Source organism: Aristophania sp. ESL1100 (assembly GCF_058511235.1).
The window spans coordinates 1,529,297-1,543,039 of the sequence record NZ_CP196394.1 but is presented as its reverse complement, the minus strand read 5'-3'; the positions used below and the strand labels follow the sequence as shown (position 1 = coordinate 1,543,039).

Sequence of the window (13,743 nt, the reverse complement as noted above, 5' to 3'; positions counted from 1 at the left end):
TTTAGCGGCAGGCTTCCTTAAGGCCCATTCCAGCTGCGAGAGGGCATAGAGGCAGACAGGCACAAAAAAACGCTCCCAGAAGATACAGGTTGGAAGCTGGAGAGACACCTAGCTGGCTTGCATAGGACGCAGCAGCTCCAAAAATAAGCACAGGCACACTCAGCGGGAGCCCTAAAAGAGGGAGCAGGATATTACCTCGTCGTGCGCCTAGACTGATAGAGGCAATCATTCCCCCAATCAGGGAAAGGCATGCGCTTCCTAAAGCAAGACTGCCTATCAAAACGGGAAATTCTTTCCCTTCCAATCCGAACATGAGCCCTAAAGGAAAAGCCGCAATCAGCAGAGGGACGGCAGTTGTCAGCCAGTGTGTTATGATTTTGCACAAGGCAATGCCTGAAGGTGGGACATGACACACCATGAGCTGATCGAGAGAACCATCTTCAAAATCCTGATTGAAGAGCCGGTCCAGCGCTGGAAAGCTGGCCAGAAAGAGACAGACCCAGAGAAGACCCGGCCCCATTTGATGGAGGAGCGAGGGAGAGGGACCAAGAGCCAGGGGGAAGAGGGCCGCACAGAGAATAAAGAAAAGGAGGCTTGCCAGCGTATCAGAGGCAAAGAAAAAAGCGAGCCGGATTTCACGTTCCAACAGAGCTATGAACGGAGTCATAAGATATTTTCAGCGCCTCGCAGATGGGAAGTTTCGAGAGAAAGGCTGCGGTGATGTGCCAGCGGGAGGGGGACGTGAGACGTCGCGATAATGCCGCCACCGTGAGCAAGGTGACGGCGCATAATAGTGCCTAATTGCTCAAGACTGTTTTGATCCAGCCCTACTGAAGGCTCATCGAGAAGCCATAATGGTGCTTTGCTCAGAGTGATGCGTGCCAGCGCGACACGTCTTTTCTGGCCGGCAGAGAGAAGTCGGACGGGACGGTCTGCTAAAGAAGTGAGTGAGAGGCCCGCAAGACAGTCCTGTAAGCTTCCATGCCCCAGTTTCAGGTTGAATTGAAGGTTCTCCCGCACGGTCAGAGCCGGTTTGAGAGCATCAAGATGTCCCAGCCATGCCACATCAACAGAGCGGTTGAGTTTCCCTCCAGAGAGGGGACACAGGCCTGCAATAACGCGGAGGAGTGTCGATTTCCCGGCACCATTCGGCCCTGTAAGGAGGAGAGCTTCACCGCTCTCAAGGCGCGTGGAAACGTTTCTTAAAACGAGTCTTTCCCCACGAAAAACAGAGATTGATGAAAGCTCCACTAAAGAGGATGATGCCATGGAGAAAACCCGCTTAAACGAAAATCAGTCATAAAATAGAGAAACACGCCCCCTGTGAGAAGACCCGGGGCAGGGCAGGATGGTGTAAAATTGTTTTAAAAAGGAAAAGTTTTCGTTATGAGCAAAAGTGCGTGATAGCCTGTGAATCGGGCTCTCTCCCCTGTTTGATAAAAAGGAATTCCTGAACTGACTGATCTGGTGTTACAGGCAAAAAAACTTGCCAAGTCTTTTGGTGGTCAGGAGGTACTGAAAGGTATCTCTCTCGATGTTGAACGTGGTGATCTTATTTCGATTATAGGTCCATCGGGATGTGGAAAATCAACATTTCTGCGATGTCTGAATTTTCTGGAACACCCGGATTCCGGTGAAGTGCGGATTGAAAATGTCAGTCTTGAATGTTCCGGCCGATGGAGCCGGCAGGATGAAATGCAGGCCCACAGATTGCGTGCTCACGTAGGAATGGTTTTTCAGTCCTTTAACCTTTTTCCACATTGTACAGTGTTGGAAAATATTATAATGGCCCCTGTGCACGTCAAAAAAATGCCTTCAGAGCAGGCTCAGGCCATTGCTATGGAACTGTTGGAAAAAGTCGGTCTTAAAGACGTCGCAAATCGTTATCCCGACCGTCTTTCCGGCGGTCAGAAACAACGTGCTGCGATTGCACGTGCCCTGGCAATGCGCCCTTCTGTCATGCTGTATGATGAACCGACATCTGCTCTGGATCCTGAGCTTTCTGAAGAGGTTCTGTCCGTCATGCGTGCGCTGGATGAAGAAGGGATGACCCAGCTGGTTGTGACCCATGATATGCGTTTTGCCCGCGCTGCTTCAGACAGGGTTCTCTATCTCGAGGGAGGCGAAATTGTTGAAAGTGGTCCGCCCGATCAGATTTTTGTCCATCCACAGGAAGTGCGTACACGTCGTTTCTTAAGGACTCTCCTGTCATGAAAAAATGGAGATCATTTTTTTCGGTCTGTCTGCTCCTGATCGTCTCGTCTCTGCCTGTTCTCTCGAAGGCGGAAAGCGTGGCTTATTCTGTGCCTGGAGCGCAGAATGGGACCGATCTGCCCTGGTCATCAGATGGAGAGGCAAATGTTCCTTACGTCTTTCACGACCCGGCAGATGACCGTCACATCACCGGGTTTGAATATGACCTGATGAATGAAATCGCTCCCCTGCTGCACCGTAATTCACGCTTTGTGCAAAATGGCTGGGAAGGTCTCATTCCGGGATTGTCGCGTGATCTCTATGCAATGGTCATTGACGGGATCGAGATGACTCCCGAACATAAGGCAGCTGTGCTTTTCAGCCGCCCTTATTATGTCTCGACCGATCGTATTGTTGTGCGAAAAGGCACAAAAGGGCTTGATACACTCGAATCCCTGAAGGGCCATGTTGTTGGTACGATCAAAAGTACAGCGGCGGAACGTCTCTTACTCCAGCAGGATCCGAGAAATTTTCGTTCTTATGATGAAGAAACCAACCTGTTTACCGATCTTCGAACAGGCAGGCTTGATGCGATCCTGATTGATGAGCCGATTGCTCTCTATTACTGCTCTGCCGATATGGAAATTGTCGGCAATCCCATAGGAAAAATCGCCTATGGGATTGCTTTTTCCAAAGCCAATCCTGCCTTGCGTGATGCGGTTGATCAGGCTCTGATGATTCTGATCCGCAATGGAAAGCTGCATGACATTCTGGCGAAATGGAATCTCTGGACGCCGCAAATGGCTCATTATACGGGAGATAATTCAGTGTCCCCCGTTCAGCCTGTTGCGTGGGAGCGTTATCGGACCGTGATGGCCGGGATCTCAGAGAGTGGCACAATGGCTCTGGTTCACCGTTATATAAGTTTTCTTCCCTTGATCGGGGAAGGAATGCTGATGACGCTGGCCGTTTCGGCTCTGGCAATGGTCATAGCCGTAATTCTGGGTGTGGGGCTGGCTTTATTGCGGCATTATGGTGTGTCTTCGCTGCGTTTTATCGCGGGTCTTTATATTGAGATTGTTCGTGGGACGCCGCTTCTGATCCAGATTCTCTTTATTTTCTATGGTCTGCCCACTTTGGGGATAAGATTGTCGCCATTTTTCGCAGGTGTCGTGGCTCTGGGATTGAATTACGCGGCTTATGAAGCTGAAAATTACCGGGCCGGTCTTCTTTCTGTTCCGCGGGGGCAAATGGAAGCAGCGATTGCCCTGAATATGACCCATTTTCAGGCATTGCGTCTGGTCATTGTGCCTCAGGCTTTCCGTACGGTTGTGCCGGTTATGACCAATGATTTTATTTCATTGCTGAAAGATAGCTCTCTGGTCTCAGTGATTACACTGACGGAGTTGAGCCAGACCTATATCCGTCTTTCCTCTACCTATTATGATTATATCGGTACAGGCTTGATGGTAGGAGCTGCCTACCTGCTGCTTGGTCTGCCTTTTGTCCGTCTGGCCCACATGGCTGAAAGGCGTATGGGCAAAGCCATCAGTCAGGGTCATCATTAACCGGAAGAGGTTTAATGGTTGGAGGCCGGATCATATTTCCCCCCACGGCTGCTGCTGGGGGGAAGGGTGTTATTATAGCCTTCGGTGAGAAGAGTGGCCCAGAGTGGCAGCCACTCTTTCGTTTTATTGATAAACCGTAGAGCCTGCGCATCTTTTGAAAGCACATCCTTATCCCAATGATCCGGTGGGGCCAGCAGGCGTGTGGCTCCTTTTTCCACGGGTGCCAGCAGAATATCAACAGTCGCGCCTGCGACAGCGCCGCCGGGAAGAGGGGCAAGATGTCTCCATCCGACCGTGATCATAAGAGGCGGCAGCAAAAATCCAGCCTCCCGGATGCGGGTTACAGCGGCATGAATAAAAGGGTTAAGGCTGACAACATCATCGGCCATCAAGGCATTGGCAAGAAACGTGCAATTCATCTGCCCGGGCGCGTTCCGGATGGAGGAAAGATAGTTTCGGTCGTCATGACAGGGTGTCATAAGGTTGTCAGCCAGAATTGGCGGGAGAGCCTGCTGTGAAAATTGCGCTGTAATCAACCCTGTTAGAACACTATGATCGAATCGGGCCAGCGCTATGAAGCTGACATCATCGGGGGCTTTGCCTCCTGTTTGCACAACAGGGTGCCATTCGCCACTCGGTAAAGGCAGGAGATGGCCCGAAATGGCAATATGGTCGGTAAAAGCCGCGTGCATGTCCGGGAATATAATGTCCCCCTGGCCATTCTGGTTTTCATGGTCCTTTTGCTCATTAGAGGCGATTTTATGATCAAAATGATCCTGCCCCGGTAGCCACGGAAAATGATGTTTTAACCATAATGTCGGGTAAAAAACGGACAGCCCCAGACACAGAAACGCGAGAACCAGGCACATACGCCATAGGGGAGCACGCTTCCAGAGGGAATGAAAACTGCTCATTGGTTCATCCTTTTGTCATGACAGGCGTCAGGCGTTCCTGAGCGGAGGATATTTTTCGGGCAATAAGGACATATCGTCCATCCCGATTTTCCAGAACCAGTTGAATCGGAGCAGGGTTCTTCTGGCTCAAGGCAATAAGGGTTTCGCCGATTTGATCTTCAACCAGACGGATAATTTCATGAGCTGTCAGAGCATGATCCTGCTGTTGTCTGATCAAGGGAAGAAGGAGATTTGGGTCAAGACCGCCGGCCTCAACGCTCAGCCCATAATCCTTGATCATATTTTCGAGAAGAATCGCTGAAACATGGGCCAGGTTTTCTGTCTGAAGAGGATGGAAAAGAAAAATCCGGTCACATTGATTCATAAGGGCCGTTTGTATCTTGGCATTCTGGGCTGCTTTATTTCCTGTCATTCTGCGGTTTTCAGATGTTTTATTCTCTTCAGGTGAGAGAGGGTCTGCCGTTACGTCTATCGTTTCCGTAAAGATGATGATTGCGCCCTGGAAAGGGGAGGGAGCTCCTCCCTGATTCAGCCATTTCCCCGAAAGAAGAGACCATTCCTGGGGGGTGAGGGATCGGCAATGTGTAATAACAAGAACGGCCTGAGGATTTTTCCTGATAAGTTCGGCGATCTGTTCCGTAAAAGAGGGGCCCGCCCCTGAGTGTTCTCCTGCTTTCAGAATAAAACAGGGACGCTTTAATTGTCGTGCGATCTGCTGGGCCAGGAATTTTTTCCCGGTTCCAGCTGGGCCCAGAAACAGGAAAATGCCCACAGGTCTGTGAGATTTCTGCGTCATGAGCCGCAATTTTATTTGTTGGGCAACATCTTCACAGATGAGGTCCTGCCCGATCACACGCGCTCTTAGGGAAGCAGCCAGCTCTCCGGCATCAAGTTTATGGTCCTGATAAGAGCGTGCCAGAATTTCATTGAGTTTTTGCCGGCTGGTCAAACGGTCAAGCAGCCGGAGCAGAATGCCTTGTCTCCGTCTTAACCCCAGTCGCGCCAGCCTATTGGAGGAAAGCTCATATCCATATCCAATCAGAACAGGAAAAAGGAATAAAAACGCAAGAGGGAGAAAAAAAGCTCTGCTGTGATCGATAAATTTTTCGTAAAGAGAGAGGAAACTCTGCCCTGTAACCGGTAAGAGGAAAAAAAGCTGACAGGCCGCAAGAATAATGAATAAAAGCAGCAGTACCGGCATGGATTTTGTAAGAAAATTCATCAGGGAACGTAGCATGGAAAGTGATGATCCTGGTTGGGCAATAAAATTTTCTGTAGGCTTTTGATAGGACTCTTGTTGGTTTGATGGGCAGGATAATTCTTGCTTGAAGTGAACAGATCAGGCAAGGGTTTCCTCTCTATTATGAGCTGAATCGCAATATTTCATATAGGGGAATAATGCCGTAAAGGAGAAAGCCTCTCTTATAAAAGAGAGCTTGCATCCTGGGGGCAGGAGGATTATTGTCTATGGAAGTTTAATTCATCTTCCGGTTTTTTGGGGAGGTGGTCCTATCGGGCCGCCTTTTTTGTTGGGATCAATATTTTTTCATGACTGCGTCTTCTGAATCCGTCCATGGCATTCTCCGTCTCAGCGGGCTTGAGGCACAGATTGCTGATCGCATTGCGCCGACCTTGTCCGATCTGGGATATGAGCTCGTGCGCCTGTCTGTTATGGGGCATGAGACGCCGACAGTTCAGGTGATGGCAGATAAGGCTGATGGTTCTCTGATCTCAGTGGATGATTGCGAGCAGATCAGTCACGCAGTCGGGGCGATCCTGGATGTGGATGATCCTATCCCCGGCGCCTGGACGCTGGAAGTTTCCTCTTCGGGGATTGATCGTCCCCTGACACGCCTGAAAGACTGGGAACGTTTTGCAGGGCACCTTGCTCGCGTCGAGCTGGACGTTGCTCTGGAAGGTAGAAAGAGATTTGTGGGGATCGTCATGGGTGCCAGAGAAGGCGCTGCGATTCTCAGGCTGGATGATGGAACAGAGGTTGCCTTGCCGCTCTCAGCGGTGAGAAAAGCACGTCTTGTTCTGACTGATGAGCTTATCGAAGCGAGTGCTGTTTTGGCAGGTCTGGATGAGTCTCCCGAAGAGGGAGGCCGGAAGCGCCGTGTGCCGAAATTGAATCCGAAAAAGCCGGGAAGGAAATATTCATGACCCGTCTGATGTTGGTAGGAGGTCCGATTTAATGGACACATCTGTTACACGTCCCGAATTGCTGCTGGTTGCAGAGGCTGTTTCGCGCGAGAAGAATATCGACCGCGAACAGGTGCTGGAGGCTATGGAGCAGGCCATTCAAAAGGCTGGTCGCGCTAAATATGGCCATGAAAAAGACATTCGTGCCACGATTGACCGTAAAACAGGCGAAGTGCGCCTGAGCCGCTGGACTGAAGCGGTTGAAACGGTAGAAAATGAGCACACTCAGATTCCCCTTTATATCGCGCGGAAATTTCAGCCTAATATCAAAGCTGGCGAGCATCTGATTGACCCTCTGCCACCGATTGATTTCGGGCGCATCTCAGCTCAGATGGCCAAGCAGGTCATTGTGCAGCGTGTGCGTGAGTGCGAGCGTAAACGTCAGTATAATGAGTTTAAAGACCGTATTGGTGAAGTCGTTAACGGCACCGTCAAACAGACGGAATATGGCAACCTGATGGTTGAGATCGGCAATGCGGAAGCGTTGCTGCGCCGTGACGAATTGATCCCCCGTGAATCGTTCCGGAATTCTGACCGTATCCGGGCCTATATTTACGACGTGCGTGATGAACCACGCGGGCCGCAAATTTTCCTGTCGCGCACCCATCCTGGCTTTCTGGCAAAACTTTTTGCCCAGGAAGTGCCAGAGATTTATGACGGCATTATTGAGATCAAGGCTGTCTCCCGTGACCCGGGCTCAAGGGCGAAAATGGCCGTTATGTCTCATGATGCGGCCATTGACCCTGTGGGTGCCTGCGTTGGTATGCGCGGGTCACGCGTTCAGGCTGTTGTGGCTGAATTGCAGGGTGAGAAAATTGATATCATCCCCTGGAGTGCACAGGCTGCAACCTTTGTTGTGAATGCTCTTGCTCCGGCTGAAGTCTCCAAAGTGGTGATGGATGAAGAAGCAGGCCGTGTTGAAGTCGTCGTGCCTGACGAGCAGCTTTCTCTGGCGATTGGTCGCCGTGGGCAGAATGTCCGTTTGGCAAGTCAGCTGACACGTTGGGATATTGATATCCTGACCGAGGCAGAAGAATCTGAACGCCGTCAGGAAGAGTTCCGCAAGCGTACTCAGCTCTTTGTTGAGGCCCTGGACGTTGATGATGTCATTGCCGGCCTGCTGGTAACGGAAGGCTATCACACGATCGAGGATCTGGCTTACGCCGAGGTCTCTGATCTTTATGATATTGATGGATTCGATGAGACTGTTGCTGAAGAGCTGATGACTCGCGCCAATGATTATCTGATCGGACGTGAGCAGGAGCTTGATGCACGCAGGAAAGAACTTGGCGTATCAGATGATCTGGTTGCGCTGGAATCCTTCCCGCTGAAAGTTCTTGTCGAGCTCGGTGAAAAAGGGATCAAAACCCTTGATGACCTTGCTGACCTGTCCGGTGATGAGCTTGTCGAGCTTCTGGGAAGCGATGCGGTGAGCGAAGAGGATGCCAATGAGATTATCATGGCGGCCCGTGCTCACTGGTTTGAGGGGGATTCTGCACCTAAGGCCACAGCGGAAGGTGATGACGCTGAATAATACGGATAACCTTTGCGATCTTGATGATGGTCCTGTAAGAGGAAAAGGAATGAAGACGCGTCGTCTGGCGCGTTCTTCCCAGAGGCGCTGTGTCATAACGCGCGAGCATGGAATATCAGATTTTATGCTCCGTTTTGTCATGGGGCCGGATGGGCAGATGGTGCCCGACTTTTCTGAACGCTTGCCAGGAAGGGGAATCTGGGTCAAAGCGGACCGTGACGTCCTGGATTCGCCTCGGCTGAAGCAGGTCTTTTCAAAAGCGGTCCGAAAAGAGGTGCAAATTCCTCAGGGAATGGTTAACTTTATAAGAAAGGGGCTGGCAAATCGTCTTCAGGATGGTATCAGTCTCGCACGACGAGCTGGTGAAGCCGTGTGTGGGTTTCAGAAATGTCGTGAAAGACTCGTCTCTGGCAAAGTGGGGATTCTTCTCTGTTCGTCAGATGCCAGTCGGGATGAGCTTGACAGGTTGAGGTCAGGGTGCCGGTCAGTGCCGGTTGGTCAGGTGCCGGGGCATGTGCTTGCTTCAGCATTTGGACGTGACCAGGCTATATACGCTGTGATAGGACAAGGGGCATTGGCACAGCGTCTTGTGGCGGATTGTAAGAGATTTTCGGGAGTGGCTGAAACTTCGCTCCCAGATACTGATATGGGTCAGTAAGGAACAGGCGGAACTATGAGCGACGGCAACGAGCGCAACCAGGACGGAAAGCAAACAGAAGTCTCCAACTCTGGAGACTCTAAGGAAACAAAAGGCAGAAGCGGGCGTTTGTCCCTTCGTCCCGCGGGTAGAAAGGAAGTAGGCCGTACGGTTGATGCTGGCTCAGTGCGCCAGAGTTTCAGTCACGGTCGTTCCAAGGAAGTGCGCGTTGAGGTGAGAAAGCCCAAACGCAAAACTCCGGCTGCAGGTAGCAGTGGTGTCGGTCGTGCTCGTGGAGCAGTCGGTGCACGTGGTTTGACCGCCTCAGAGCAGGAAAAGCGTCAACGCGTTCTCGAACAGCAGCAGCAACGTCAGGCAGAAGAGGAAGCCGCCCAGAAAGAGGCGGAAAAGATTCGCATTCGTTCTGCCGCGGAAGAGGAAGCTCGCCGGCAGGAAGAAGAAGCTGCTCGTCAGCGTGAGGAGCAGGAAGCCGCTCGCAAGGCAGAAGCTGAAGCAAAAGCGGAAGAGGAAGCACGCAAGGCTGCCAGAAAGAAAGCCGAGCAGGAGCCTCCACCACCGCTTGATTATAATGCCGCTTCAGGCGGTGTGCAGCTCGCAGCGCCTACGAAGCGTCTGCGTCCTCTGGCAGAGCGGGCGATTATGCCTGAACGCACAGTTCCGGCTCGTTCTGCTACACGTGACGAAGAGTCTGCTCGTCCGGCTAAGTCCGGCACGAAAAGTGCGTCCAAAAATAATGAAACGCTGCATTTGCGCAGCAACCGTGCAGCCCTTGAAGCGTCTATGGCGGAAGAAGAGAACCGCCGTGGGGGTGGTGCCCGCCGGTCGACCTCTTCAGCATCAAAGCGTGCACCTTCACGCAAAGGCGGTAGCGGTGGCGGACAGGATCGCCGTTCCGGTCGTATCGATATTCAGGCCGCTATTGAAGGTGATGATGGCAAAACGCGTTCATTGGCTTCAGTGCGCCGCCAGCGTGATCGTGAACGCCGTCAGGCAGAGTTGGAGCGTCTGCGTTCCGATCAGGTTCGCGTTGTCCGTGACGTAACAATTCCAGAGACGATTTCAGTCGCCGAATTGGCAAACCGTATGGCAGCCAGGCAGGGTGAAGTCATTAAAGCCCTTATGAAAATGGGCGTTATGGCGACAGCCACGCAGAATATCGACGCTGATACAGCTGAGCTTCTGGTGACGGAATTTGGTCACCGCGTAAAACGTGTGGCTGAAAGTGATGTTGAAATCGGTATTGAAGGGATTCAGGATCGTGAAGAGGATCTGAAACCCCGCCCACCTGTGGTGACAGTGATGGGGCATGTCGATCATGGTAAAACGTCATTGCTTGACGCCTTGCGCTCTGCCGATGTGGCAGAAGGCGAAGCTGGTGGCATTACGCAGCATATCGGCGCTTATCAGGTGACGTTGCCTGCGGGGCAGAAGATCACGTTCATTGACACTCCCGGCCATGAAGCCTTTACGGCAATGCGTGCCCGTGGTGCGTCTGTGACCGATATCGTTATTCTGGTTGTTGCAGCAGATGACGGTGTTATGCCTCAGACCGTTGAGGCGATCAAACATGCCAAGGCTGCCAATGTGCCCATTATTGTTGCGATCAACAAAATGGATAAGCCGGGAGCTGACCCTAATCGTGTCCGTAGCGAATTGCTCAATTACGAGATCGTCGTTGAAAGCATGAGTGGTGACACGCAGGATGTCGAAATATCTGCTCAGAAGAAAACCGGTCTCGACAAACTTCTTGAAGCAATCCTGCTGCAGGCTGAAATTCTTGACCTGAAGGCCAATCCTGACCGGGTGGCTGAAGGGGCCATTATTGAAAGCCGTCTGGATCGTGGTCGTGGCGCCGTTGCGACCGTTCTGGTTCAGAAAGGGACCCTGCATGGTGGTGACATTGTTGTCGCCGGAGCAGAATGGGGCCGCGTAAGAGCATTGCTGGATGATCGTGGTCGTCAGATTAAAGACGCCGGTCCGTCAATGCCGGTGGAAATTCTGGGTATGTCTGGTGTGCCTGATGCAGGCGCCCCCTTCGTGGTGGTGGAAAGCGAATCCCGTGCACGTGAGATCAGTGAATTCCGCCAGCGTGTGATCCGTGAAAAGGTCAATGCCCGTCAGGTGGCTGCACGCGGTACGCTTGATCAGATGCTTGCCCGTATTCAGGCTGGTGAGCAGAAAGAGGTTGCTCTTCTGATCAAGGCTGACGTTCAGGGCTCTGCTGAAGCTGTGGCGGCGACTGTTGAAAAACTTTCTCACGAGGAAGTCGTTGTGCGCGTGCTTAATGCGTCAGTCGGACAGATCACAGAAAGTGACGTTCAGCTCGCTAAAGCTTCCAATGCGGTCATTGTGGCCTTTAATGTCCGTGCCACGACCCAGGCCCGGGAGCTGGCACGTCGTGAAGGAGTGGATATTCGTTATTATTCGATTATCTACCAGGTGGCCGATGATGTTGAGCAGCTTGTCAAAGGCAAGATCGCACCGAAACATCGCGAGAAGTTCCTGGGTTATGCAGAAGTCCGTCAGGTCTTCTCCATTTCCCGCGTTGGCAAAGTGGCTGGCTGTTATGTCACGGAAGGTCACGTCAAGCGTGGCTGTGGCGTCCGCCTGTTGCGTGAAAATGTCGTTATTCACCAGGGTGAGCTCAGTCAGCTCAAGCGCTTTAAGGACGATGTCAAGGAAGTGGCACGTGGTTATGAGTGCGGCCTGTCTTTCGCCGGTTATAATGACCTGCGTGAGGGCGACGTGGTTGAATGTTATGAGATGGAAGTGATTCCAGTTTGAAAAAACGTTTGAAGTTCGAGTTTGGCGGGCCTGCAGGACATGATCCTTCAGGTCCCTCTATGCGGCAGAAGCGTGTAAATGAGGAAGTTCGGCGCGTTCTTGCGGGTGTCTTTGCGCGCACTGAATTTCGTGATCCGGATCTGCATGATGTGCAGATTACGGTCACTGAAGTGAGAACGTCCCCCGATTTCCGTCATGCCACGGTTTTTGTGACACGATTGGGGCGCAGTGATGTCGCGGAATCACTCCCTGCTTTAAAACGGGTTGCGCCTTTTTTGAGAACTTCTCTTTCCAAGGCGTTGAGATTGCGTATTGTGCCTGAACTTCATTTTCAGCCCGATACGTCGCTTGATTATGCCATGGAAATTGAGACATTGATCCGCTCGCCTGATGTTCAACGCGACCTTCAGGATGATGCTGCGCCAGAGAGGAAGGTTTAGCTTTTTCTATGGCACGCAAGCGGGGACGCGATATTGATGGCTGGCTGATTCTCGACAAACCTCTGGGGCCGACTTCCACTAATATGGTCAATAAGTTGCTGCATTTATTTGATGCACGTAAAGCCGGGCATGGGGGGACGCTGGACCCGCTTGCCTCAGGCGTGTTGCCGATTGCCTTCGGGCGGGCGACTGCGACGATTCCCTATATTATGGATGCGACGAAACGCTATCGTTTTACACTGAAATTCGGGGAAAGCCGCACAACGGATGATGGAGAGGGAGAGCCCCTCGCATTTTCGGATCATCGTCCTTCCGATGAGGACATTCGGTCAGTTCTGCCAGGATTTTGCGGGGAGGTTATGCAGGTCCCTCCAGTTTATTCAGCACTGAGAGTTGGCGGTAAACGCGCTTATGATCTTGCCCGAGCCGGCAAGCCTCCGGAACTGCCTCCGAGAAAAGTGCGAATCGATTCCGTTGAGTTGATAGAACGGCCAGACAGGGATTGCGCTGTATTTGAAGTACAGTCCGGGAAGGGGGTCTATATGCGCTCTCTTGCCCGCGATATTGCGCTGGCTTGTGGGACTGTGGGCCATATTACGGTCCTGCGCAGGCTTCAATGTGGACCTTTTAATCTCACTCATGCCCTCACTCTTGATGAGATATTACTAGACAAATGCTCTGAAACTAGAGACAAGTCAGGAATTCTTCCGGTCTCTTTGCTGGAAGTGGCAACCGCGCTGGCCGACATCCCGGCGCTGGCTGTGACCAAAGCTGAAGGGAAAGCGCTGGTTTGTGGGAAAACAATAGAAATTTCCTCATGGAGTGGCGTTTCATTACATAAGCCCGAGGTTTTTGCAGATGCAGATTCATTGTGGCGGGTAGTGCTTGAAGGGCACGTTATCGGTCTTTGCCGTTTTGATGAAGGACGGTTGAGGGCGGTGCGTATGTTGGAAAACCATTTATTTTTTGGAGAAAATGATGTCGATCACTCCTGAACGCCGTACCGCGTTGATCGCTGAATATCGTCTGACAGATGATGATACTGGTTCGCCTGAAGTGCAGGTCGCCCTGTTGACAGAGCGAATTGTCAATCTGACTGAACATCTCAAGACACACGCCAAGGACTTCCACTCCCGTCGTGGTCTTCTGATGCTGGTCGGTCGCCGTCGTGGTCTGTTGGACTATCTGAAGCGTAAGAGCCAGACACGTTACCAGACTCTGGTTGAACGCCTCGGCCTGCGCCGTTAGGATTTTATGACCGGGGGACCCTGTGGGTCTTCCGGTTACCTCTCAAGGCTATGAGAAGGTGGGAATGTGATAATTGGCGTTTCAGGCCACATGGTGTCGTTACGGAGTATGTGATCCGTTTTCCCCGCCATGCCGTCCGAAATGCTACTCATTTTCCTGCAATGATCTTCTGATAGTCGGACATTTAATGCTCGGAAGGAAA

Annotated in this window: 13 protein-coding genes; 9 read left to right on the top strand and 4 right to left on the bottom strand. The window is 51.9% G+C overall.

Annotation, left to right across the window (positions count from 1 at the left end):
- Window position 1 precedes the first annotated feature (1 nt).
- Together ccmB and ccmA are read right to left on the bottom strand one after the other, a co-directional pair.
- Window positions 2–667, bottom strand: coding sequence for a heme exporter protein CcmB (gene ccmB, locus ACSYSY_RS07160; protein ID WP_491706886.1), 666 nt, complete (start codon window positions 665–667; stop codon window positions 2–4).
- A complete protein-coding gene (gene ccmA / locus ACSYSY_RS07155; RefSeq protein ID WP_491706885.1) occupies window positions 664–1,269 on the bottom strand; it encodes a heme ABC exporter ATP-binding protein CcmA in 606 nt (201 codons plus the stop codon). The genes ccmB and ccmA overlap by 4 nt, the downstream gene beginning before the upstream one ends.
- Window positions 1,270–1,467: 198 nt before the next feature.
- On the opposite strand from ccmA, the gene ACSYSY_RS07150 reads away from it, so the two are divergent.
- Together ACSYSY_RS07150 and ACSYSY_RS07145 are read left to right on the top strand one after the other, a co-directional pair.
- Entirely contained in the window at window positions 1,468–2,214 is a 747-nt protein-coding gene (locus ACSYSY_RS07150) for an amino acid ABC transporter ATP-binding protein (RefSeq protein WP_491706884.1), read from the top strand.
- Window positions 2,211–3,761, top strand: coding sequence for an ABC transporter substrate-binding protein/permease (locus tag ACSYSY_RS07145; RefSeq protein ID WP_491706883.1), 1,551 nt, complete (start codon window positions 2,211–2,213; stop codon window positions 3,759–3,761). The genes ACSYSY_RS07150 and ACSYSY_RS07145 overlap by 4 nt, the downstream gene beginning before the upstream one ends.
- Before the next feature lie 11 nt (window positions 3,762–3,772).
- Here ACSYSY_RS07145 and ACSYSY_RS07140 read toward each other — a convergent pair whose 3' ends face one another.
- Window positions 3,773–4,675 (bottom strand): hypothetical protein, encoded by a 903-nt coding sequence (locus tag ACSYSY_RS07140; protein ID WP_491706882.1) that lies wholly within the window; start codon window positions 4,673–4,675, stop codon window positions 3,773–3,775.
- A 4-nt stretch (window positions 4,676–4,679) separates the two neighbouring features.
- Window positions 4,680–5,912, bottom strand: coding sequence for an AAA family ATPase (locus ACSYSY_RS07135; protein ID WP_491706881.1), 1,233 nt, complete (start codon window positions 5,910–5,912; stop codon window positions 4,680–4,682).
- Between the two features lie 311 nt (window positions 5,913–6,223).
- Here ACSYSY_RS07135 and rimP point away from each other — a divergent pair, with 311 nt between their 5' ends.
- From rimP to rpsO, 7 genes are read left to right on the top strand one after another with little or no spacing between them, the layout of a single operon-like run.
- The gene (rimP, locus tag ACSYSY_RS07130; protein WP_491706880.1) at window positions 6,224–6,838 is read left to right on the top strand and encodes a ribosome maturation factor RimP; all 615 of its coding nucleotides are present in this window, start codon (window positions 6,224–6,226) and stop codon (window positions 6,836–6,838) included.
- A gap of 31 nt (window positions 6,839–6,869) precedes the next feature.
- A complete protein-coding gene (gene nusA / locus ACSYSY_RS07125; RefSeq protein ID WP_491706879.1) occupies window positions 6,870–8,411 on the top strand; it encodes a transcription termination factor NusA in 1,542 nt (513 codons plus the stop codon).
- A gap of 49 nt (window positions 8,412–8,460) precedes the next feature.
- Window positions 8,461–9,069, top strand: a complete 609-nt coding sequence (locus tag ACSYSY_RS07120; protein ID WP_491706878.1) for an RNA-binding protein — start codon at window positions 8,461–8,463, stop codon at window positions 9,067–9,069.
- A gap of 15 nt (window positions 9,070–9,084) precedes the next feature.
- The gene (infB, locus tag ACSYSY_RS07115) at window positions 9,085–11,853 is read left to right on the top strand and encodes a translation initiation factor IF-2 (protein WP_491706877.1); all 2,769 of its coding nucleotides are present in this window, start codon (window positions 9,085–9,087) and stop codon (window positions 11,851–11,853) included.
- A complete protein-coding gene (gene rbfA, locus ACSYSY_RS07110) occupies window positions 11,850–12,293 on the top strand; it encodes a 30S ribosome-binding factor RbfA (protein WP_491706876.1) in 444 nt (147 codons plus the stop codon). Before infB ends, rbfA begins: the two co-directional genes overlap by 4 nt.
- An 8-nt stretch (window positions 12,294–12,301) precedes the next feature.
- Window positions 12,302–13,288, top strand: a complete 987-nt coding sequence (truB, locus tag ACSYSY_RS07105; RefSeq protein WP_491706875.1) for a tRNA pseudouridine(55) synthase TruB — start codon at window positions 12,302–12,304, stop codon at window positions 13,286–13,288.
- A complete protein-coding gene (gene rpsO / locus ACSYSY_RS07100; RefSeq protein ID WP_489804151.1) occupies window positions 13,272–13,541 on the top strand; it encodes a 30S ribosomal protein S15 in 270 nt (89 codons plus the stop codon). The genes truB and rpsO overlap by 17 nt, the downstream gene beginning before the upstream one ends.
- Window positions 13,542–13,743 lie beyond the last annotated feature (202 nt).